The organism is Streptomyces lacaronensis (assembly GCF_047337785.1).
GTDB classification, from domain to species: Bacteria; Actinomycetota; Actinomycetes; order Streptomycetales; family Streptomycetaceae; genus Streptomyces; species Streptomyces lycopersici.
Genome location: NZ_JBLHDK010000003.1, coordinates 11,628,174 through 11,649,882, shown reverse-complemented (window position 1 = coordinate 11,649,882; position 21,709 = coordinate 11,628,174). Strand labels below are relative to the sequence as shown.

Sequence of the window (21,709 nt, the reverse complement as noted above, 5' to 3'; positions counted from 1 at the left end):
CGGGCATCATGCGGTGGGGGTCGGCCGGACTTACGGCACCAGCGCGATGCCCCCGTCGACGCGCAGATTGATTCCGTTGATGTATCCGGCCAGCGGGCTGACGAGAAACGCGACCACCGCCGAGATATCCGCCGCGGTGCCGAGCCTGCCCGCCGGGTTCGGGGCGTATTCCGCCACCACCAGCGGTTCCAGCTCTGTCCATTGCTCCGGCCAGCCTCGTGCGGCCGCTCCGTCCTCGAACATCTGCCGCATGCCGTCCGTCACGATGACACCGGGGCTCACCGTGTTCGCGGTGATGCCGGATCCGGCCAGATGCCGGGCCAGGCTGGTCGTCATGTTGACCACGGCCGCCTTCGCCGCCGAGTACTCGACCATGTTCGGCAACGGAGTCGTCGCGGCCCTGCTGCCCACATTGACCACCCTTCCCCATCCGCGCTCGCGCATCTGGGGCACCAGGGCCCGGATCATCCGCACCGCGGACACGACGTTCCCGTTCATCGCGTCCAGCCACAGCGCCGGCTCCGCGGACTCCCAGTCGTGCTCGGCGAAGGGGCCGGCGTTGTTGACCAGTATCTCCACGCCCCACTCCCGGGCCCGCTCGGCCACCGTCCCGGCGGCGGCCTCATCGGCGAGGTCCCCCAGCACGACGTCCACCACCCCGCCGACAGCGCGAAGCCGCTCCGCGACGTCGCCGACGCGCGCCGGGTCGCGGCCGTGCACCAGCACAGCGCACCCCTCGTCGACCAGTCGCCGGGCCACGGCGGCACCGATACCGCCGCTGCTCCCCGTCACCATCGCCCGTCGTCCCGCAAGGTCCAGGTCCATATCTCGCACGCTAGACCACACCTGTGACAGCCGCGCCGATCCTCGAAGAGGACGAGAGCATGGGAGCGCTCCCAACCCACCACTGTAACTGGCGCACGACAAGCCCGGAAGGTCGACCGCCATCTTGGTGAGGGACATTGACCTGTCTGCAAGCGCTTGCTAATTTTCCGACTCGCATTGCTGATACCGCCACTCATCAAATGCGTACGTCTATGGGCTCTGACGATGAGATGCGGTCAGCAACCGCTCTCATGTGCTGTCTGTCGTCTCCACGGCAGCTCCCCCACATCAGGAGGTCTCAGCGCCATGAAGCACTCTCGGACATTCCCTCGCGGCCTCGTCGCCGCGGCGGCGGCCTTGGTCGCGTCGGCGGGTCTGCTCGCCGTCCATCCGCCCGTCTCGCGGGCGCAGTCCGCGTCCTTCGACGCCGATGACTTATTCGTGTCGCCGAAGGGCAGTGCCGACGCCCCCGGGACGGAGTCCTCTCCCACCACACTCGCCTCGGCGATCACCCGCATCACCCCGGGCGGCACGATCTACGCGCGCGGCGGGGCCTACAACCTCTCGCAGACGGTCACCATCGCACCGGGCAACAACGGCACGTCGAGCGCCCGCAAGGAGCTGGTCGCCTACCCCGGCGAGACCCCGGTGCTGAACTTCTCGGCCATGAGCGAGGATTCGGCGAACCGCGGGCTCGCCCTCAACGGGTCGTTCTGGCACGTCTCCGGTATCACGGTCGAACGCGCCGGTGACAACGGAATCTTCGTCGGTGGCAGCAACAACGTCATCGAGCGCACGGTGACCCGCTTCAACCGTGACACCGGGCTCCAGATCTCCCGCATCGCCTCCAGCACCCCCAACGACCAGTGGCCGTCGAACAACCTCGTCGTGAGTTCGGAGTCGCATGACAACGCCGACTCCGACGGCGAGGACGCCGATGGATTCGCCGCGAAGCTCACGGTCGGCTCCGGGAACGTGTTCCGCTACGACGTGTCCCACAACAACATCGACGACGGCTGGGACCTCTACACCAAGAAGGACACCGGCCCCATCGGCCCGGTGACCATCGAGGACTCCCTCGCCTATGGCAACGGCACCCTCTCGGACGGCACCCAGAACTCCAACGGCGACCGCAACGGCTACAAGCTCGGCGGCTCGGACATCGCCGTCGACCACGTCGTCCGGCGGAGCATCGCCTACCACAACGGCAAGCACGGGTTCACCTACAACAGCAACCCCGGCCATATGTCGGTGTCGGGCAACGTCGGCATCGACAACGGGCAGCGCAACTTCTCGTTCGACGGCGGCACTTCGGTGTTCCGGGACAATGTGTCGTGCCGCGACGGCAGCAGCGGGACGAAGGACCGCATCATCGGTGACGCCGACAGTTCGAACCAGTTCTGGTCCGGGGCGAACGGATCCCGGTGCTCGTCCTACACCGGCGCGCTGAAGTGGTCCTTCGCCACGGACGGCAGCCTCCGTGTGTCCTTCGGCGGCCAGGAGTCGTCCTAGCCGGGGTCGGCCGCCTTCTCCGCGACGGCCCGCATGGCCTGTCTTCGCTCGTGGTTGGCCGACTCGGGGTCGCGCTGCTGGCTACGACGGTTCCGGTGGTACGCGGGCTCGCGAAGCTTCAAACGGGACTGGCACGTGCCCTGCTGACGACTCCAGCCGCGTGGCGGGACCATTGACGCAGCGCTGCGGGGTTCTCGCGTCGTGGGGGGGCTCGGCCGGGCGAAGGGTGCCACCTTCCTCCATGAAGTTGAGAGAGTGTCATTTTTTGCCGTCAGAGCTCTTGTGAGAGGCGTCCACCTTCATTACTTTCCAGTAGGTGGCGCCCCGACGATGACAGACCCCCATCACCTCCAATGGAGTGACCATGCCTCCCGAGCACCGTGGCTCCACCCGAATGATCCTCTCCCTCGCCGCCGCCGTGGCGCTGGCCATGACCGGTTCCACGGCGGTGAGCGCCTCCGCACAGCCGAAGGCGGACGGCCTGCGGGAAGTGATGTTCGTGGGCAACAACTGGGACGGCACCGCCGACGTCATCAAGTCCACCGGTGACTTGGCCAGGATCGGCCGGATCAACGTCATACCGGACAAGGACCAACGGCTCACCGAGATCTACCTCAACCCCATCAAGCTCGCCTTCTTCCTGGGGATCCGGCTGGGGCCGGGAGAAGGGCACGACCAGTTCGTGGACGACATGTACTCGACCCCGGACGGCTCCGCCATCGTCGTCTCCCGGCCCAGCTTCGCCGACGTGGTCTCGATCGACGTCACGACCGGCAAAGTCAACTGGCGCTTCCCCGTGTCGGGATTCCGCGCGGACCACATGGCCGTGTCCCCCGACGGCAAACGCGTCGCGGTGTCGGCTTCGACGTCGAACACGGTGCATGTCCTCGACATCGAGACGGGGAAGCAGCTCGGTTCGTTCTCCGCCGGGGACAAGCCCCATGAGAACGTCTTCACCGACGGCGGCAAGTATCTCTGGAACATGTCGATCGGCGAGGTCAACACCGACCTGGACGATCCGTCGATGGACTGGACGAAGGGCGACCGGCACATCACCGTGGTCGACACGAAAACGTTCAAGCAGGTCAAGGTCATCGACATGCGCGAACGGCTCGACGCCTTCGGCCGCAAGGACCTGTCCGACGCCGTCCGGCCCGTCGCCTTCACCCCCGATGAGTCCAAGCTCTACTTCCAGGTCTCCTTCTTCAACGGGTTCCTGGAGTACGACGTGGCCAAGGACAAGATCACCCGCGCGAAGACCCTCCCGAAGAACCCCGAGACCAGTGAGGACCGCACCACCTGGGTCAACGACTCCCGCCACCATGGCCTGTCGATGAGCCCCGACGGCAAGAAGCTGTGCGTGGCCGGGACGATGGACGACTACGCGACCGTCGTGGACCGGGAATCGCTCCAGGAGGGCCCCCTGGTGCCGACCTCGAAGCCGTACTGGGCGACGGTGAGCGGCGACGGCACCTCGTGTGTCGTCTCCGAGAGCGGTGCCGACCGGGTCACCGCGATCGACTTCGCGACGGGCGAGAAGACCGCGTCCGTGTCGGTCGGCGACCACCCGCAGCGGGTGCGCATCGGCCATGTGGCCGCCGACTGGACCGGACCGCCGGCCTCGTAGCGGTACCTCGGAGCGTCTCGGCGCGCCGGTGGCCCGGCGGGGGCCAACACGTCATGGCGGGGGCCAACACGTCGTGCGGCCCCCGCCTCGTCATATCGGCATGCGGCTCCCGCCTCGTCCTGTCGGGGGCAGGTCAGACGACCCCCTGGGCGGTCATGGCCTCGGCGACGCGGAGGAAGCCCGCGGTGTTGGCGCCGAGCACGTAGTCGTCGGCGTCGCCGCCGTAGGTCTCCGCGGTGGCGCGGCACTGTGCGTGCACCCGCCGCATGATGGTGGCGAGCTGGTCCTCCGTACGTTCGAAGCTCCAGCTCTCGCGGGACGCGTTCTGCTGCATCTCCAGTGCGGAGGTCGCCACCCCGCCCGCGTTGGCGGCCTTGCCGGGACCGAACAGAATCCGCGCGCCGCGGAAGACCTCGACCGCCTCGGGCGTGCACGGCATGTTCGCGCCCTCGGCCACGGCCAGCACACCGTTCTTCGTCAGCGCGGTGGCGTCCTGCTGGTGCAGCTCGTTCTGGGTCGCGCACGGCAGCGCCACCTGGCACGGCACGTCGAACACCGAACCCCGGGCGGAGAACCGCGCGGTCGACTTCGCCTCGGCGTAGGCGGAGATCCGCTCGCGGCGCACCTCCTTGATCTCCTTGAGCAGTTCCAGGTCGATGCCGTCCTCGTCGACCAGGTAACCGGAGGAGTCGGAGCAGGCCACCACCCGTCCGCCGAGGGCGTGGACCTTCTCGATGGCGTAGATGGCCACGTTGCCCGATCCGGAGACCACGGCCCGTCGTCCGTCGAAGTCCTGGCCGCGCGTGGCGAGCATCTCCTGGGCGAAGAACACCGCGCCGTAGCCGGTGGCCTCGGTGCGGGCGTGCGATCCGCCCCAGCCGACCGGCTTGCCGGTCAGAACGCCGGACTCATGGCGGTTGGTGATCCGCTTGTACTGGCCGAAGAGGTAGCCGATCTCACGGCCGCCGACTCCGATGTCCCCGGCGGGCACGTCCGTGTGCTCGCCCAGATGCCGGTACAGCTCCGTCATGAACGACTGGCAGAAACGCATGATCTCGCCGTCCGAGCGGCCCTTGGGATCGAAGTCCGAACCGCCCTTGCCGCCGCCGATCGCCATTCCGGTGAGCGCGTTCTTGAAGATCTGCTCGAAACCCAGGAACTTGACGATGCCGAGGTTGACACTGGGGTGGAACCGCAGTCCGCCCTTGTACGGGCCGAGGGCGCTGTTGAACTCCACCCGAAAGCCGCGGTTGACCTGCACCGTGCCCTGGTCGTCCACCCACGGGACCCGGAAGATCAGCTGTCGTTCGGGCTCGCAGAGCCGTTCCACGATCCTGGCGTGCAGGTACTCCGGGTGGGCCTGGAGCACGGGTCCTATCGCTTGCAGGACTTCGTGTGCTGCCTGATGGAACTCCGTTTCTGCGGGATCCCGGCGGTGGAGATTGCCGTAGACGGCCTCGAGGTAGGCACTGACGTCCATGTGCGCTGTTCTCTCCGTTCGCGTGCGGGCCGGCCGGGCGCCGGCCCGAGCCGTGCTTCAGGCGCGGAAGTGCGCCGACAGCGTACTTCAGCCGGTGCCGGCCTTCAGTGGGGAAGAGACCAGACCTGATTCCTCGAGGCACCCGGCTCAGTCCGGCAGCCCCCACGGTTTCGCGTCGCCGACGGCCGGTACGTCGCGCGGCCGTAGGTCCGGGTGGGCGCCGCGCGGAGCGACGACGGCCGTCTCGTCCCGGCCGAGCGGGATCTCGATACGGCCGGGCCCCGTCTCCCGGTACCGCAGCCGGCGGCCGTGCTCGTCCCGTACGTCGATGGCGCCGGCGATGCCGTGCTGCAGCACCAGTGGCGCACCCGCCTCGCTGTGGACCCGCACCCACCGGGTCCTGCCGTCGGAGCGGTCCGCGTCGACCAGGAACGCGCCCTGGGCGCGCAGGGCCTGGAACGAGACGTCGGGCCAGCGCCGTGAGACGGAGGGGAAGACCCGGACGACGCCGCCATGGCTCTGTATGCCCATGTCGAGGATCGACTGGGCCGTGGTCAGCGGGCTCTCGATGCCCAGGTTGGTGTCCTCCGCGTACATGGTGTTCGCGGTCATGTAGCAGTCCATGTAGGACTCGTCGAAGAGGTTCCCGGTGAAGGTGGTGAGGAAGTCGAGGGCGTCCTCGGGCCGCCCCATCCGCGAGGCCATCGAGGATGCCGCCGCGTAGCTGTACCCCGCCCAGAGGCTGCGGTCCTCGGTCCAGTGGTCGAACGTGGTCCGCATGATGTCCCGGTCGGCCGGCCGGTCCCAGGTGAGCTCGTGCAGCGGGTACAGCCACAGCATGTGGGAGAAGTGGCGGTGGGAGTCGGCGAGTGGTGTGCCGGCGCCGATCAGGACGCCGTCCGCGCCGCGCGGATAGTCGACCAGACGGCGCAGGATCTCCCGCCAGCGCCCGGCGCGCGGGTTGTCGGTGCGGAGGATGCGCAGACAGTCCAGGAGCGTGGCGCAGCCCCAGCGGAGCAGGGAGAGGTCGTAGGTGCAGTCCACCGCGTCCGCGTACTCCGGGGAGCGGGTGAGCGGCAGGTGCAGCTTGCCGTCACCGCCCTCGTAGAGGAAGTGGTCGTAGTAGTTCACCGCTTTGACGAGGATCGGGTAGAGGACGTCGCGCACGATGCGCGTGTCCATGGTGTGGCGGTAGCTGAGCCAGACGTTGTGCATGGCCCAGGAGAGGTTGCCGTTGTTGTCGGTCTTGGTGGAGGTGCCCGGGACGCCGACGGTGTGGGCGCCGGGGCGCAGCGTCCAGTCGGAGGGGTGGGACAGGGCGTAGATCTCTTCGTTCGGGATCTCGGGCGGGAGGGACAGCGGCAGGTTCTTCTCGAAGCTCTTGAAGGTGGAGGTGACGGAGTCGAGTTCGAGGTGGTTGGAGCCCTGGATCAGCCAGGTGGCGATCTGCACGTTGAGGTTCCACCACACCGCGGTCCAGCTCCCGCCGGTCTCCGGGTACCAGGGTCCCCACTCGGACATCGAGGGTCCTCCGGCGCGGGTGGCGCAGGCGGCCTTGTAGAGCTGGATCCAGTAGAAGTCCTGAATCCGCTTGTCGGGTACGGAGAGCAGACTGCGCTCGTAGAAGCGGTTCCACCAGCCGCGGTGTTCGCGCACCAGGTCGTCCGGGTCCTCGGCCAGGGTGCGCGCCACCTCGGCCACGGCGAGCTCGGTGGTCTTCGAGAGGTCGTCGGGGTAGCGGTAGACGATATGCGCGGCGAGCAGCCTGCCGGTGCCGGCTCGGCGTTCCCGCCAGGCGGTGGTCCACCCACCCCCGGCGATCAACGGCTGTTCGACGTAGTGGGTGGCGCCCGTGGAGCCGGTGCGGGGGTCGGGGTTGCCGGTGTAGTCGGCGGGCTTGCCCTTCGTCCGGGGCGAGGTGGCGGACATCCATGTGAACGACCAGGCCGCGCTCTCCTCCCCCGCGCTGGGCCGGGTGGAGATCAGCAGCGCGGTACGGGCGTTGTGCACCAGCATCGAGAAGCGGACGCTGCCCCGGGTGGTGGTGACGGTGCCGCGCAGCTCGGCGTCCCACAGGTCGAGGGTCCAGTCGACCCCGGTCACCTCGCCTGCCAGCGTGAGGTCGAAATGCCCTATGGGCAGGCGGGAGTAGCCGTACGTGGCGGCCCACTGGGGTCGCTGGTCCTGTACCTGATTGTGGCTGACCATCACCTTCACGGAGTTGGCCGTGGCTCCCCGGTAGACGTTCACCCCGAGCAGACCGTTGCCGAGGAAGGGGCCGTCCTTCCAGTCGCCGGGCATCCGCCGCCACCGCGGAGCGGCCGCCCTGGCCAGCCGTTCGGACAGGCTTCCCGACCCGCCGGACTCCCGGGACGCGGCCCAGGCGGTACCCGAACCGGTGAGCCGCCCTCCGGCACCGAGCGCGACCGCCGAGCCGGCTGCGGCCGCCGAGCCGATCACTCCTCTGCGAGAGATCCCATTCCCTGTTGTCGGGGTCACGTATGTGCCTCCCATATCCGTGGGTGAACTACCCGGCATGGTGCAGGCCATATGAGGGCCAGGGGAAGACCTCCGACGTATCAGAATTCCGAAGGATCCATATCCGCAGGTGAGTTGGGCCGCTCAACGGCATCGAGGAGATGGAAGGCGCCAGCCAACCGATGTATGGCCGCGACTCACCCGCTGAGCCCCCGAAGCGGGGCGGACCCTGTACCCGATCCGGCGTCAGGGGCCCACATGGAGGTGGGAGGCCCAGAGGTCGGGTCTGTCGGGGTGGGCGCGACGCAGTTCCGCGGTGGCCGTGTGCAGGGCGTGGGCGGCGTGGTCGGGGCCATGGGCCGCGATGACGGTGTAGAAGTGGTCGGCGATGTCGGCCGCCGCCAGGTCGTCGATCCGCCAGTGGGTGCCGATGACATGGCGAAAGCCCGCCAGATGGAAGGCCCCGGTGATGTGCATGGCTTCATCGGCGCCCAGGAAGATGACATCGCTGGTGGCGCAGGCGGACAGGTAGGCGAGGTCGGCGTCCAGGCCGAACGGCAGGTCACCCGGGGTGAGTGGCTGGTCGTGGAGGAGCAGCCGACTGCGGATGGGTTCGCGGGTGTCGGCCTGCGCATGGCAGGCGAAATGGATGATCCGAGTACTGGGCAGAGCCGTCAGTACGGCGTCGCGGGTGGCTTGCTCGTTGTGCAGGACCGTGGCCGAGAGCAGGCGGGAGAGGCTGTTCGCCTCGGACGCGGCACCCGGCAGCGAAGCCTGGCCGGGAGTTCTGCTCATGGCCACCACGAGGGCCTCGCCCGGGGAGGCGGGGCGCCGGCGCGCGGCGGGCAGGGACCGGACGGCGGGCAGATACGAGGACACCACTCTGTCCATGACACCGTCGTGACCGTCGCCCGCGGCGTGCAGGGGAAAGAGGGACATCACACCCGCCGGGCACCACCAGAGGCGGGACCCCTGCCACCCCGCGGCCTTCAGCGCCTCCAGCACGGGGCGGGCGACCGTGTGCCAGAGCCAGGTGAGGACGTCGAGGACGTCCTCACAGGTACCGGAGGCGAGGGCCATCTTGAGAGCCTTGTGCCGGGCCCTGGCCTTGTGGAGCCTGAGGCCGGGCAGGGGGACGGGGTGGACACCCGACGGTGTGACGAGCAACGCCAGACCGCCGGTCTCGATCGCGCTGACTGTGACGATCGGGCCACGGGTGGCGTTGCGGCACAGGTGGCGGGCGGTGGTGGCCCGAGTGCCGCGCCATCCTGGCGTCGGCGCGGTGTCGGCGAGGATGCCGCGCGCCTTTTCCAGGAGTTCCAGGGCGCGATCAGGGCGGTTGGCAGCGACCGCGGCGTCGGCTGCCTTCGCACCCAGGCCGGCGTGAACGGACAACATGTGCTCACGGTCCTCGTAGTACGGGCTGCTCAGACCGACCTCGGGCAGCAGCTCGACGATTGCCTCGAAGGCCGACAGCCTCTCCGCGGGATGCCCCGAGGAAAGGGACGCCAGCTCAGCCTGCTCCAGACCGATCCGTATCCGCTTTCTGGCCGAGAGAGTGGGGAGGGCGAGCGCCTCGGCGAGCCCCGCCCTGGCATGGTCGAGATCGGTGGCGTCGCCGGTGCCGCCGAAGCGCATCCGGCGGGCGACGCTGAGATCCAGCAGAATGTCCGCCCGCTGGTGGGCGGAGGCGAACTCCAAGGCGCGTTCACCCGCGGCGATGGACTCGTCGAGGTCGGCGATGTCCCGTGTCAGGTCGTACCGGTACCCGAGGGCGGCGGCGAGCAGGGCAAGCGGCAGGCAGCGGTCGGGAGCGTCGGCGATGGCTTCCCGAAACAGGTCGATCGCCTCGGGCAGGGCATCTCGCTCACTGCGCATGGTGAAGCGCGCCATGTGAACGTTGCCGAGCCCGCACAGAAACTTCTGGCGGCGACGCACGTCGGTCGTGGCCACGAGGTCAAGGGCGGCGCGGCCGTTGTCGACCGCGTTGTCCAGGTGCCAGAAGGAGCCCATCCGCCGGTACCAGTGCATCTGGGCCTGGCTGAGCGCGTAGAGGGCGTCCGCCCGGGAAAAGTCGTCATCTTCGGGGAGTTTGCGCAGTACGCGCTCCCTCAGGTCGAGGACTCTCAAGAGGTGTTCGCTGTTGTCCGTGCGCTCGTACTGGGCGAATACGATATCGGACTGGAGAGCGGTGATCTGGAGCTCACGGGTCAGGCACAGGGTGGCCTCGAGGATCGCTGCCGCGGCCCGGTCGAGGTCGTCGCCGGAGTGGGTCGTGCGGTAGCGCGCGAAGTACAGCGAGGCGATCTGCCACTTGATGAGCGGGTAGTCCTGGTGGTTCCGCAGGGCCAGCTCCTCGGCCTGCTCGGCCCGGGCGATCGCCTCGGTCACGATGCCGGGGTCCCGGGCGGCAGCGGACCAGAGGCTGAGGGCGCGCGACAGGACCAGCAGCCGGGTCGGCAGGTGCGGGCCGGGGAACTCGACCGAATCCTGCAAGAAGCCAATGGCGCGGCGCAGATCCGCGGTGTTGGGATCGCGCAGGAACCGCTGATAGAGCTTCTCGCCGAAGGAGAAGAGGAGGGAACATCCGACGGCGTCGCGCGCCGAGGTATGTGCGTATGCGGCCAGCTCCTCCGCGCACCGCAGCGCGGCCTCGTGATCCTCCGCGTTCCCGGTCGCCTCGTAGCGTTCTTCCAGCGCCAGGAGGAGCTCATGACAGGTGGCGAGGCGGTCCCGGTGGCCATGCGGGACAAGGCCCGCGCGTGCCGCGGCGACGGCCCGGTCGAGGTGGGCGGTGTCACCGCGCCGGGCGGCCAGCAGTCGCAGCGCCCGCCGCAGAGCCCGCTCCCGCTCCTCGCGCTGCGGATGGTCGCCCTCGGTCGCCATGACGATGCGTTGCCAGGCGAACGCCGCACGCTCGGCACGTGCGGGATCGGGTGAGCTGCGGGCGTCCTCGCGCAGCCGTTCCGCCTCGCAGACGCCGTAGTCGGCGAGGAAGGGGAGCATGTCGGGCGGCAGGGCCATGTCCGAGTACAGGAGGCAGGGGGTGAGCGTCCGGATGGCCATGAGCATGTCGGTTCGGTCGTGCGCCGCAAGATAGCGGTAGAAGAGGAAGACACCCAGCACCTGGGACGACTCGGTGTCGGCGTCGTCCCAGCTCTGCCAGACAGCCGAGAGGGGCCTTGCCATCTCGTCCGCGAGGGTGAGGCCGACGTCGCCGGTCCCGGTCACCCGATTGACGCAGGCGATGAGTTCCTGGAGCGCGTGAGTGTCCATCAGTTCGTCTCCGGTGACGTCTGGTCACCCGCTCACAGCGCGCTGACGGCGGATGAGGTCCACGAACGTGTGGGCTCCGAGAAAGAAAGCCGGCGCCAGCGCTATCACGACGAGCGGCTGAGGTATACGGAAGAACAGGGCGATCACACCGAGACTCAGGCTCAGCGCCGAGGTGATCGAGGCCGAGGTGACCGATCGGCGCAGGACGAGCGGCAGGAGGCACAGCAGGAGGCAGGCGGCGCCCCCGATACGTACCGGCCAGCCATGCCAGACGCCGGTCGCGGACACCGACACCAGGATGGTGAGCAGGACAGCCATGCCGAGCCAGGCGTCGCGGCGGATCGCGCGATCGAGAAAGGTGGCCCTGACCAGCCAGGCGAGTTCCCCCACGATGCCGGCCGCACAGACGGCGAGGACCGTCCAGCGGCCGCCGGTCGGCTGTCCTCGTGGCACGCAGATGACGAACAGCCCGGCGAGCAGCGCGATGATCCCCGCGTGGTAGAAGCCGCGTGCCATGTTCGCCCAGTGCTGGGCCTGTCGCAGATGGCTCTCCTGCATACCGATCAGGAAGGGGCTGGGAGTCCCGTCGGTCTCCTCACCGGGGAACCACTCCAGGAGGTCGCCCGGGGTGCACATATAACGTCGTGCCCATGCCGTCGCCTGAATGGTTGCGATCTGCAGCAGACCGGACAGGACGAACAGAGCCAGGGAGGCGTTCGGCCATCGGCTGACGCCCGCGGGGCCCGGGGCCGACTGCAGCGCCACCACCGCGAGCGTGAAGCTTCCCCCGGCGAGCAGCGGGGCGGCGAACCCGCCGACCGCCTGGATGCTGTCCAGGTAGCCCATCGGGACGGGTGGCCGCCAGCTCATGTGCCGGCCGCTCTCGGGCACTCCGCGGTGTGATCGCCGTCGACCCCGCCGCAGGAGCAGGAGTAGCCGCGCCCGGCGATGCCCCGGACCTCGGAGACCGCGCGCTCGAAGGTGATCCGGGGCGACGGCAGTGCCAGCACGCCCGCCACCGCCGAGCCGAGGGCGATCAGGTCGGCCGTCTCCGGCACCACGATCAGCACTCGGAGGTCGCCCGGCTCGCCCGGCATCACCTCGACGAGGTCCGCGCCGAACGGCGCGAGAGCGGTCCGGACCAGCTCCCTGTCAGGTGGTTCGGTCCGCTGCCACGAACCGCGTAACCGCACTATCAGCTCTTCCCGCACCGAACCATCATGCCCGTGCCGTGCCCCGGGGATTCACGGAACCGCGGACGGAGCCGTATTTCGGTTCGCCGGACGCCAATGGATCTCGTCCGCCGGACGGGCGGTGATGCCGAGCGGGGGCCGTCCGGCCCCCGCTCGGCGGGGATCACCGTGAGTCGGCCACGGTGACCGGCTCATCGCTCTTGAGCTCTTGCACAAGCTGTTTGACCTTGGCCTTGTCCCACTGGAGGTTGCCGCCGACGCTGCCGGAGATGGGCATGTTCATCGACTTGCCGTCACTGCCGGTGACGTCCTGCATGGCGAAGAACATCTTGGCCAGGTAGTAGGGGTTCATGTCCTTGTCGACGATGAGGGTGTCGAGTCCGGCCCCCATGGTGGGGTAGAGCTTGAAGGGGTTCAGGAGCGTGCCGGGCGTCGCGGTCTGGCCGGCCAGCGCGGAGAGGAACTTCTGCTGGTTCTTGGTGCGTTCCAGGTCGCTGGTGGCGAAGGCGTGCCGGGTGCGGACGAACGCGAGTGCCTGCTGGCCGTTGAGCGTCTGCTCGCCCGCGTCGAAGTCGGCACCGGACCACTTGTCCTTGAAGCCCTTGTCGAGGGTCATGTCGACGCCGCCGATGGAGTCCACGATGTTGGCGAAGCCGGAGAACCCGACCTCCGCGTAGTGGTCGATGTGCAGGCCGGTGTTGTACTCGACGGTGCGGACCAGGAGCTGTGGGCCGTCGATGGAGTACGCGGCGTTCAGCTTGTTGTCGCCCAGCGGGCCCTTGATCTCCCCGGACTCGGAGCCGCGGAACTTCGGGATGGTCACGTTCGAGTCGCGCGGCAGCGATATGAGTGTCGGGCCGGACGCGCCGTCGTGCAGGATCATCATCGAGTCCGTGCGTTTGCCGTCGGCGGAGCCCGTGTGCAGGTCCTTCTTCTGCTGGTCCGACATGCCCTCGCGGCTGTCGGATCCCACGATCAGATAGTTGGTGCCCTCCCCCGTCCCGGGGCGGTCGACCACCTTGCTGAGGTCTACTTCCTTGCGCAGCTCGGAGTCGGCCCAGAAGTACGTTGCCACCGAGACGACCAGCAGAACGACGACCAAGGCGACCAGGACACGTAGGACCGTCCTGCCACGGCGGCGGTGCGGCCTGCCGCGGTGCCCACCACCGTGCTCCTCGTATGGAAAGTCATCCGGTGGAGGCGTGCCGTCGTTGCCCGGCGCGGGGTTTCCCCATCCAGAGGGGTGCGCGAAGTCGGGGTTTCTGCTGTCTGTCCTTGGGTGCATGCCCGACAGTGTGCATTCCTCGTCCGGCTGAAATGCAAATGGAGGAAGGGATGCGCCCCGGAGTGTTTCCAATTCGATATACAACTCCAAGGCGGGCAGCGAAAAGTGCACAGCCGATATTTCCCATCAGCTGTGGCTGCGCATGTGAAGGCCCTGCGACCACTCTGCATTTCGGACATTGTCTGTGTGTACTCTCGGTGGGCCTCCGGCTCTTGCGTGGTGACGTTCTGGGATTTTCCGCGTACGGCGGGGGCATGGCTCCACACCCACCACTCCACGGCGGTGCCGACGGCGCCATTACCTACAGCGCCGAGGGCGCGGATCGTGTTACTCGGCCAGGATCGGGCGGGGTGCGCCGGGCGAAATCGGCCAGGAGTAACACGCGTTTACGGTCCGGCGCTGTAGGTACTGCCGACTGGTCGTCGGCGCGCGCCCTCCCTGGTCGATCTCCGGTCCCCCCCGGGTTCAGGGACAGCAGGGCGCGTGGCGCGGGCGGGTACCCGCTATCCGCCCGCGCCTTCCTTGACACCCCTTGCCGACCCCAGGTGCCGACATCGTCCGCGCTGGGCATCGCCCCTGGTCACCACACGATTCGGAGCGGCTGTCCACCCCGAACACGGCGACGGCCGGCACCCCTCGGCACGAGATAGGGGTACCGGCCGCCGAGCGTGCGGCGTCAGAGGCGTCGCACCCAGGCCGCCGCGCCGTGCCCGATCGCCAGGTAGATCACCGCGGGCAGTGCGTAGTTGAAGAAGACCCGCACGGATTCCGTGTCCATCGTGAAGATGTCCTGTGACCAGCCGGCGAGCCAGTCCGCTACACCGTGTACGAAGTCGACAAAGACATTCGCCTGATTCGCGTCGAGCATGTACAGCAGGATCCACAACGCCAGAAAACCCGCGGCAATGTCTGCGAGGGTGTGAATGACCAGCGCTGTCCTGTCTGCACCCAGACCCCCTCCATTGCCCACCCGACGCCGATTGGCGGCGGGATAGCCGGCAGGGTCGGCATGGTATGGGCGATTTCCATCGCTGTTGTACTGACTGTTATCCGCTACGCGGTCATGGGGGTAACTCATGAGGCTCCCCCTTGCCGGGTCAGCCCAACCGAAACCTTCTTCACACTCGTTTCACACCGGTGTTCCCGGGGCGTTATGAATTCTACCGGGAACCGGCCTCGGCCGAACTCATTTGATACGGCCTCAGTTCTCTTGGAGCGGTGAGGATGGCATGGTCGGGTGCGTGGAGCTACGTCACCTCCGGATTCGTCGCCGTCGCCGAGGAACTGCACTTCGGGCGGGCAGCCGAGCGGCTGCACATCGCCCAGTCGCCGCTGAGCCAGCAGATCCGGCTGCTGGAGCGGGACCTCGGGGTCAAGGCTGTTCGACCGTACGACCCGGTCCGTGCAGCTCACCGCCGCGGGGCGGGCGCTGCTGGAGCCCGCCCGGCGGCTGCTCGCCGAGGCCTCGGCCGCACGACGGACCGTGCAGGCGGCGCATCTGGGCGAGGTCGGCCGCGTCACGCTCGGCTTCGCGGGCGCCGGCAGCTACTCCGCCCTGCCGGTGCTGACGCGTGCCGTCACCTCCGGACACTGAAACGATCATCCTGCTCACCGCGAGATCAATTGTCAGACAGGCCTCCTAGAGGGCAGCCAGGGCCATGGCACCAAGGGCGATCAAGGCCGGTACCTTCAGCGCTTCGAGGCCGACGTAGGCGTGATGGGCTCGTGAGCAGGGAGGATGCTGTCCGGCCAGCACTCGGCTGCTGCGCTGCTGGAGGAACGGTCGGACCGCGGCCAGTTGCACGATCAGCGGCACCACGACGACTCCGCGAGTGGCTTCCGCGTCTTGTTCGATGTCCGCTCGGAGCGCGCGGAATCTGAGGGGCGTCTCCATCAGGGAGATGCCTACCACCATGCCCACGAAGCGGTCACGCACGCTGCGCGTGGTCCCATAGCTCCCGCAGCGCGGCATTGGTTCGTTCGGGCTGCTGGGTGTGGGGATAGTAGCCGGGGACGATCAGATGGTCGGCGCCGATCGCCGCTGCGACATAGTCGGCGCAGGCGATCAGCGGCTCACCGGCGTACTTTCGGTACTGCTCGGGCGCTCCGTCCCAGTCACCGGAGATCATCAGCTTCGGGAAGGGCGCCTCGGCCAGCGTCCCGAGGGGGATGTCCGCGTCCCAGCAGGGGCGTTCGGCCATCGAGGCGGCCGCGGCGCGCAGCCGCGCCGGCGTCGGTTCCGGTGTCGCCATACCGACCGATGCGGTAGCCGCGGTCAGGAACTCCTGGGGCGTGAGGTCGGCGGGCAGCTCCGCGGTGGCCGCGCGGGCCCGTGCCAGTGCCTCGGCGACGACCGGATGGCGTTCGGCGGGCCGCAGCGCGCCGGGCTGGATCAGGGTGAGCGAGTGGACCAGGTCGGGACGGCGTACGGCGGCGGCCATCGCGCTGACCCCGCCGTACGCGTGTCCGACCAGATGGGCCCCGGTACCGAGGAGCCCGACGATGTCCTCGGCATCGACCGACCAGTCGCTGTGCGCGATGTCCGGGCTGCGCCCATAACCTCTGCGGTCCATCACCAGCAGCCGGTGCCGGTCGGCCAGCGGGCGCTGTGCCGCGAAGCCGTATTGCTCGTCGTCGCCCCAGGTGAGGATCCCGTGGACCAGGACGACGGACGGGAGGCCCGCTCCACCGTCCTCCCACACGGTGACGTGTACCGGTCCGGCTGCCTCCGAGTGCTGATCGGCGGATGTGTCGGTCATCGGTCCCCCCCCGGTCTCGTCGCCGCGCCTCTTCACCGCGTGGCCCGCCGACAGTCTTCCCGCATCGCGCCAGGCCGTGGCCACCGTGGCACCTTCCTGTGAGGGGTGACCGTGGAGATCGAACGGCATCCCCGGACAGCCGAACGGCCGCACGCGGCCGAGGCCGCGCCGAGCGCATCGTGGTGCTCCGGGCCACCTGGTTCGGCTGACAGTCACCGCCGGCCCGTGCGTGGCCCAGTGGCAGACGCGCCGCCCGGAGGTCGCAGGTCCAGCGGGCAGCTCGTGAGCAGTGTCGCGGGATCCGTGTCGGCCGGGCGCCGGACCGTGTGGTCCGCCGGTGGCCGGCCGTTTCCGGCCAGCCACCGTTCCAGCGCCCCGAAGGCGGAGCGGTGGCAGGGGACCATCGGGCGGAGCTCGTCAGGAAAGGCGTCGACAAGGGAATCGACGTGCGTGCCGTCCTCGATGCGGTAGTAGCGCAGCAGCGCGCCCCGACCGGCCTGGTGCACCATGCGGGCGTAGACGTCCGAGTCCTCGCTGATGGGCAGCAACACGTCGAGCGTGCCGTGCAGGGTGATCAGCGGTTTGCCGATGCGTCCGGTCAGTGCGATGCGGTCGACGGCCCGGTGGACCGCGGGCGGCCGGGTGGCGTAGTCGTAGTCGGCGTCACAGCCGGGAGTGCCCGGGGCGCAGTAGGGGGTGCCCGCCTCGGTCGCTCCGTCGAAGTCCGGGTCGGCTTCCTCGCGATAGATGCGCTGGGTCAGGTCCCAGTAGACCCTGTGGTGGTACGGCCACAGGAACTCCGAACCCGCCGGGTAGCCGGCCTTGCGCATGGCCTTCCAGGCGTCCTCGGCCCCGGCCCCACCGGCGGCGTAGGCCGGGTACGCGCGCAGCGCGGGCGGCAGGAAGGTGAGCGGGTTGGGGCCGTCGGAGCGCCACAGGGTGCCCTCCCAGTCCACTCCCCCGTCGTACAGCTCGGGGTGGTTCTCCAGTTGCCAGCGCACCAGGTAGCCGCCGTTGGACAGGCCGGTGGCGAGGGTGCGGACGGGGGACCGGTGGTACCGCTGGGCGACGACGGCTCCGGCGGCGCGCGTGAGCTGGGTGACGCGCTCGTTCCACTCGGCGACGGCGTCACCGGGCCTGCGACCGTCGCGGTAGAAGGTGGGGCCGGTGTTGCCCTTGTCGGTGGCGGCGAAGGCGTAGCCGCGGGCGAGCACCCAGTCGGAGATGGCGCGGTCGTTGGCGTACTGCTCGCGGTTGGCCGGTGTGCCGGATACCACCAGACCACCGTTCCAGTGGTCGGGCAGCCGGATGACGAACTGCGCGTCGTGGTTCCATCCGTGGTTGGTGTTGGTGGTCGACGTGCCGGGGAAGTAGCCGTCGATCTGGATCCCGGGAACGCCGCTCGGCGTGGGCAGATCCTCCGGGGTGAGTCCCGCGAAGTCGGCCGGGTCGGTGTGGCCCGAGGCCACCGTTCCGGTTGTGGTCAACTCGTCCAGGCAGTCGGCCTGTTGGTGGGCGGCGCCGGGTACGTGCGGCAGGGCGTATCCGGCGCAACGGCCGCCCGGTGTCCCCTCCGCACCGGCCGCGGGCACCACCGCGGCCGATGCGACGACGAGCGAACAGGCGCCCGCGAGTGACAGTGCCCCGAGAGCGGCACGCCGTCGTCCGGGCCGTCCGCGGAGCGGGGCGGCGGTGGCTGCGCAGGGTGGGAACATCCGATTCCTCCGATTCGAGTGGTGGACGAGCCGGAGCACGCTCGCTGCCCTAGCCGCCGAGACCGAAGAACTTGGTGATCCAGTAGCTGGAGCAGATCGAGTCAAGGAAGTACGGGGCGCCGGTGCTGCCGCACTGTTCGGCGCCGGTGCCGGGGTCGACCGGGGTGCCGTGGTTGATGCCGGGGACCTTGTTGACCTCGACCGCCACCGTGCCGTCGGAGGCCGCGTACTCGTCGTGCTGGGTGGCGTTGGGACCGATGCTGGAGGTACGGGTGGGCGTCTGGGACAGTCCGTGCAACGCGGTCCACTGGTCGCGCAGTTCGGTGGCGTTGCGCGGCACGACCGTCGTGTCCCGATCGCCATACCAGATGGCGGTGCGCGGCCACGGTCCCCCGTACGACGGGTACGCCTCGCGCACCCGCTGGGCCCACTCGCTCGGGCTGAGGTCGAGCCCGGGGTTCATGCACTGGTAAGGGCTGTTGTTCTTGGTGCAGTCGTAGGGCAGGCCCGCGACGACCGCGCCGGCGGAGAAGACGTCGGGGTAGGTGGCGAGCATGACCGAGGTCATGGCACCGCCCGCCGACAGTCCGGTGACGTAGACGCGCTTGGAGTCCCCGCCGTAGGCCGCGACGGCGTGGTCGGCCATCTGCCGGATCGAAAGGGCCTCGCCCTGGTCGCGCCGATTGTCGCCTGTCTGGAACCAGTTGAAGCACTTGTTGAGGTTGTTCGAGATCGTGGTCTCCGCGAGCACCAGGACGAACTTGTCGCGGTCCGCGAGCTCGGGCAGCCCCGAATTGTCGGCGTAGACCTGGGCACTCTGCGTACACCCGTGGAGCGCGACGACCACGGGCGCGTTCGCGGACAGCGACGTCGGCTTGTACACGTACATGTTCAACGCGCCGGGGTTGGACCCGAAGTTGGTCACCTTCGTGAGGGTGACCGAGGCGTTCGCGGCGGGCGCTGGCCCGGCCAGTACGGCTCCGAGCAGGAGGGCGGCGACGGCGAGGAGCCGGGCTGCGACGCGGCTCCATCGGCTCCGTGGCAGTACGTGGTGTGGGGGGACTGGCATGGAAGTGCTCCTTCGGTTGAGGCGCTCCCGGTGTTCCTGAGGTGGCCGACGCGCCGCTGTGCGCCGGAAGCACCAGACGTGGCCGACACCGTAGAGTCCGGCGTGGCCCGTCACCATGGACCCGGGCACCACAAGCGGATTCGCCACCGTCGGCGTCTCACGGATTGCGCGGTCTACAACCGATCTGCTAATTGGTCCGACCGTCACAGGCGCCCTACGTCCCCCGACGTAGCCCGCGTACTGCCCTGCCGCCCGGCAGCGAGGCGCCGGGCGGCAGGGCAGGTCGGGGGCCGGATCACAGTGCCGACGGTGGTTGGGCTCGGTGAACAGGCGCCGTGGCACCCTCGGGGATGAGGGTGGGGTCAGCCGACCGTCTGGCTCACCGCCGGCGTCGGGGTGAAGCGCACCGGCAGTGTCGTCATGCCTCGCGCCCAGGGGGAGGGACGGCGGGTGAGTTCTTCGGCCGGGATGGCGAGGTCGATATCGGGCAGCCGGTCGAGCAGCACCTCGATGGCCGTACGGGCGATGGTCTCGGCGATCTCCTGCGCCGCGACCGGGCAGCGGTGCTCCCCGTGCCCGAACGAGAGGAACGCGTTGTTGCCGCCGGTCAGCCCCGAGCCGTCGGGGCGTATCTGCGGATCCTTGTTGGCGGCGGCGAGTCCGAGGCACACCATGTCGCCCGCCTTGATCCGGCGGTTGCCGAGGATGGTGTCACGGGACGCCCAGCGGCCGACGCCGTTCTGGGCGGGGGTGTCCTCCCAGAGCACCTCGTTCATGGCCTCCGAGACGCTCTTGCGCCCGCCGGCCAGGGACATGATGAACCGTTCGTCCGTGAACATCAGCCGCAGCGAGTTGCCGATCCAGTCCGCGGTCAGGGTGTGGCCCGCGATGACCAGCACGATCAGGTCGTGGAGGATCTCCTCATCCGTGAAGCCGAGGGTGTTGCCGACCAGTTGGGCGGCAACGTCCCGGGGGCCGTTCCCCGCCTTCCGCTCGGCCATCAGAGCCGCCGTGGCCTCGGCGAGGTGCACCTGGGCCGCCTGGGCCAGGTCGCCACCGTCGGCCAGGTCGATGGCCGCCGCGGCCAGCCCGGGCCCCTGCTCGTCGGGGAAGCCATAAATCTTCGCCAGGACACGCACCGGGAAGGGCATCGCGTACCGGGCGATGACGTCCGCGCCGCCCTCGCCGCAGAAGCCGTCGATCAGCTCGTCGGCCAGTCGCTCGGCGTGCTGCCGGATCTCGAAGGGGTCGACCGACTCCAGCGCGTCGCTGATCATCGCGGCCCGCACGCGGTGCCGCTCACCGGTCGTGTACAGGATGGACGGCTGCCCACGGCCGATCAGCGGGGCCAGCGGCCAGTCCTCGGGGACGCGGTGCCACTGGTTCCAGAGTTCGGAGTCGCGGGTGAAGAGCACGGGGTCGGCGGTGACCTGGTGCAGTTCACGGTAGCCGAGAACCAGCCACGCCGGGATGCCGCCCTCGAGCACGATGGGGGCGACCGCACCGTGTTCGTGGCGCATCTCCTGGTAGAGACGGTTGGGTTCGTTGTAGAAGCGGGGGCCGCTCAGGGGCACGGCGAGAGGGCTGACTTGGTCCCCGCCGTGCGGGAGCTCGCCGCTCCGATGTGCGGGACAGCCGGGTGGCGGGGCGAGCGCTTCGGAGCTCTGGTCGGTGGGGTCGGTCGGCGTCATCGCCGTGGTACCTCCGAGGTCGGGTAAGGGAGTCCCCGCACGAATCCCGGTCCCCTCGGCGGGCGCGTCCGCATGGCGGCTGCTGACGGCGAGACCGCCGTGACTGACAGGGCGTCTCAACGATCGGGGATGTGGCGGCCGTCGTCCTCGAATCCTCGGCGCCCGTTCGGGGGCAGAGGTCCACCGCGTGTTGGGCGGCAGCCAGGTTGTCGCCAGTTGATGGCGAGAGCGTTACCAGGGGATCGCCCTGGTCGTCACAGTCGAGGATGGTCGGCGCGGCACCATAGCACAGGCCCTGACCTGCGCAGGCGGGATGGTCGACGCCGGCGCCCGGGTTGGGGGTCTCGTGCAGGGCGCAGGCGGCGGCCTCCTCACGCCGTCCAGGCGTTCCCGAGCGCTCGACAAGGTCGCGCCGGCCGAGCGTGTCGAGGAGCGCCTCCTGGACCGCGGGAACGTACCCCGCCCCCTACCCCGCGTCCTGTCGCCCGCAGGCCTGGGCGGCCACATCCTCTGGGTGCTGGTGCTGCGCTCGGCCCTCGGCCTGGACGCGGACGTCCCGGGCGGCACGGTCACGGTGGCCCCCGCCTTCGCCGGGGCGTACGCCCCGCTGACGGTGACGGGGCTCCAGGTCGGCGGGGCGCGGCTGGACATCACGCCGGCGGCGGACGGAACGGTGAACGTCACAGCGCCGGAGGGGCTGGCGGTGATCTCGGCCTGACGCGGCGCGCCCGATGCCTCGGCGACGGCTCCGCGCGGCGACAGAAAAACTGTCGATCGACTCCAGCGCCTGGCAGCCGCA

At 69.2% G+C, this 21,709-nt stretch carries 15 protein-coding genes and 2 pseudogenes; 4 read left to right on the top strand and 13 right to left on the bottom strand.

From position 1 onward, the window contains the following. Positions 1–30: 30 nt before the first annotated feature. Complete coding sequence (locus ACMTAK_RS50085; RefSeq protein WP_413812372.1) at positions 31–825, bottom strand: SDR family NAD(P)-dependent oxidoreductase; 795 nt, start codon at positions 823–825, stop codon at positions 31–33. A 306-nt stretch (positions 826–1,131) separates the two neighbouring features. Here ACMTAK_RS50085 and ACMTAK_RS50080 point away from each other — a divergent pair, with 306 nt between their 5' ends. Then, a complete protein-coding gene (locus tag ACMTAK_RS50080) occupies positions 1,132–2,337 on the top strand; it encodes a right-handed parallel beta-helix repeat-containing protein (protein ID WP_413812371.1) in 1,206 nt (401 codons plus the stop codon). A 364-nt stretch (positions 2,338–2,701) separates the two neighbouring features. Then, positions 2,702–3,964 (top strand): YncE family protein, encoded by a 1,263-nt coding sequence (locus tag ACMTAK_RS50075; protein WP_413812370.1) that lies wholly within the window; start codon positions 2,702–2,704, stop codon positions 3,962–3,964. Positions 3,965–4,097: 133 nt separating this feature from the next. Here ACMTAK_RS50075 and gdhA read toward each other — a convergent pair whose 3' ends face one another. From gdhA to ACMTAK_RS50040, 7 genes are all read right to left on the bottom strand, one after another. Then, entirely contained in the window at positions 4,098–5,444 is a 1,347-nt protein-coding gene (gene gdhA / locus ACMTAK_RS50070) for an NADP-specific glutamate dehydrogenase (protein WP_413812369.1), read from the bottom strand. Between the two features lie 147 nt (positions 5,445–5,591). Continuing rightward, entirely contained in the window at positions 5,592–7,943 is a 2,352-nt protein-coding gene (locus ACMTAK_RS50065) for a glycosyl hydrolase family 95 catalytic domain-containing protein (RefSeq protein ID WP_413812368.1), read from the bottom strand. A gap of 225 nt (positions 7,944–8,168) precedes the next feature. Beyond that, positions 8,169–11,198 carry a CHAT domain-containing protein gene (locus ACMTAK_RS50060; RefSeq protein WP_413812367.1) on the bottom strand — a complete coding sequence of 1,010 codons (3,030 nt, stop codon included), beginning with the start codon at positions 11,196–11,198 and terminating at the stop codon, positions 8,169–8,171. Positions 11,199–11,222: 24 nt separating this feature from the next. Continuing rightward, a complete protein-coding gene (locus ACMTAK_RS50055) occupies positions 11,223–12,068 on the bottom strand; it encodes a hypothetical protein (RefSeq protein ID WP_413812366.1) in 846 nt (281 codons plus the stop codon). Then, positions 12,065–12,409 carry a hypothetical protein gene (locus ACMTAK_RS50050; RefSeq protein WP_413812365.1) on the bottom strand — a complete coding sequence of 115 codons (345 nt, stop codon included), beginning with the start codon at positions 12,407–12,409 and terminating at the stop codon, positions 12,065–12,067. The genes ACMTAK_RS50055 and ACMTAK_RS50050 overlap by 4 nt, the downstream gene beginning before the upstream one ends. A gap of 145 nt (positions 12,410–12,554) precedes the next feature. Then, a complete protein-coding gene (locus tag ACMTAK_RS50045) occupies positions 12,555–13,676 on the bottom strand; it encodes an LCP family protein (RefSeq protein WP_413812364.1) in 1,122 nt (373 codons plus the stop codon). A gap of 676 nt (positions 13,677–14,352) precedes the next feature. After that, positions 14,353–14,754, bottom strand: a complete 402-nt coding sequence (locus tag ACMTAK_RS50040) for a hypothetical protein (RefSeq protein ID WP_413812363.1) — start codon at positions 14,752–14,754, stop codon at positions 14,353–14,355. Between the two features lie 163 nt (positions 14,755–14,917). Between ACMTAK_RS50040 and ACMTAK_RS50035 the strand changes: the two are divergent. After that, positions 14,918–15,267, top strand: a pseudogene (locus tag ACMTAK_RS50035) (LysR family transcriptional regulator); the annotation flags it as partial. A gap of 48 nt (positions 15,268–15,315) precedes the next feature. Here ACMTAK_RS50035 and ACMTAK_RS50030 read toward each other — a convergent pair. From ACMTAK_RS50030 to ACMTAK_RS50010, 5 genes and pseudogenes are all read right to left on the bottom strand, one after another. Beyond that, positions 15,316–15,612 (bottom strand): hypothetical protein, encoded by a 297-nt coding sequence (locus ACMTAK_RS50030; RefSeq protein WP_413812362.1) that lies wholly within the window; start codon positions 15,610–15,612, stop codon positions 15,316–15,318. Continuing rightward, entirely contained in the window at positions 15,605–16,435 is an 831-nt protein-coding gene (locus ACMTAK_RS50025; RefSeq protein ID WP_413812361.1) for an alpha/beta fold hydrolase, read from the bottom strand. Before ACMTAK_RS50025 ends, ACMTAK_RS50030 begins: the two co-directional genes overlap by 8 nt. Positions 16,436–16,647: 212 nt before the next feature. Further along, a complete protein-coding gene (locus tag ACMTAK_RS50020) occupies positions 16,648–18,150 on the bottom strand; it encodes a 3-hydroxybutyrate oligomer hydrolase family protein (protein WP_413812360.1) in 1,503 nt (500 codons plus the stop codon). Between the two features lie 52 nt (positions 18,151–18,202). Continuing rightward, positions 18,203–19,219 (bottom strand): annotated as a pseudogene (locus ACMTAK_RS50015) (extracellular catalytic domain type 1 short-chain-length polyhydroxyalkanoate depolymerase); the annotation flags it as partial. Positions 19,220–19,581: 362 nt separating this feature from the next. Next, entirely contained in the window at positions 19,582–20,910 is a 1,329-nt protein-coding gene (locus ACMTAK_RS50010; protein WP_413812359.1) for a cytochrome P450, read from the bottom strand. 346 nt (positions 20,911–21,256) lie between these two features. Here ACMTAK_RS50010 and ACMTAK_RS50005 point away from each other — a divergent pair, with 346 nt between their 5' ends. Beyond that, complete coding sequence (locus ACMTAK_RS50005) at positions 21,257–21,628, top strand: hypothetical protein (RefSeq protein ID WP_413812358.1); 372 nt, start codon at positions 21,257–21,259, stop codon at positions 21,626–21,628. Positions 21,629–21,709 lie beyond the last annotated feature (81 nt).

Coding starts and splice junctions, on each gene's coding strand:
- ACMTAK_RS50085 (WP_413812372.1), bottom strand. CDS start 825: ATGGACCTGGACCTTGCGGGACGACGGGCGATGGTGACGGGGAGCAGC.
- ACMTAK_RS50020 (WP_413812360.1), bottom strand. CDS start 18,150: ATGTTCCCACCCTGCGCAGCCACCGCCGCCCCGCTCCGCGGACGGCCC.
- ACMTAK_RS50055 (WP_413812366.1), bottom strand. CDS start 12,068: ATGAGCTGGCGGCCACCCGTCCCGATGGGCTACCTGGACAGCATCCAG.
- ACMTAK_RS50010 (WP_413812359.1), bottom strand. CDS start 20,910: ATGACGCCGACCGACCCCACCGACCAGAGCTCCGAAGCGCTCGCCCCG.
- gdhA (WP_413812369.1), bottom strand. CDS start 5,444: ATGGACGTCAGTGCCTACCTCGAGGCCGTCTACGGCAATCTCCACCGC.
- ACMTAK_RS50075 (WP_413812370.1), top strand. CDS start 2,702: ATGCCTCCCGAGCACCGTGGCTCCACCCGAATGATCCTCTCCCTCGCC.
- ACMTAK_RS50040 (WP_413812363.1), bottom strand. CDS start 14,754: ATGAGTTACCCCCATGACCGCGTAGCGGATAACAGTCAGTACAACAGC.
- ACMTAK_RS50045 (WP_413812364.1), bottom strand. CDS start 13,676: ATGCACCCAAGGACAGACAGCAGAAACCCCGACTTCGCGCACCCCTCT.
- ACMTAK_RS50060 (WP_413812367.1), bottom strand. CDS start 11,198: ATGGACACTCACGCGCTCCAGGAACTCATCGCCTGCGTCAATCGGGTG.
- ACMTAK_RS50080 (WP_413812371.1), top strand. CDS start 1,132: ATGAAGCACTCTCGGACATTCCCTCGCGGCCTCGTCGCCGCGGCGGCG.
- ACMTAK_RS50025 (WP_413812361.1), bottom strand. CDS start 16,435: ATGACCGACACATCCGCCGATCAGCACTCGGAGGCAGCCGGACCGGTA.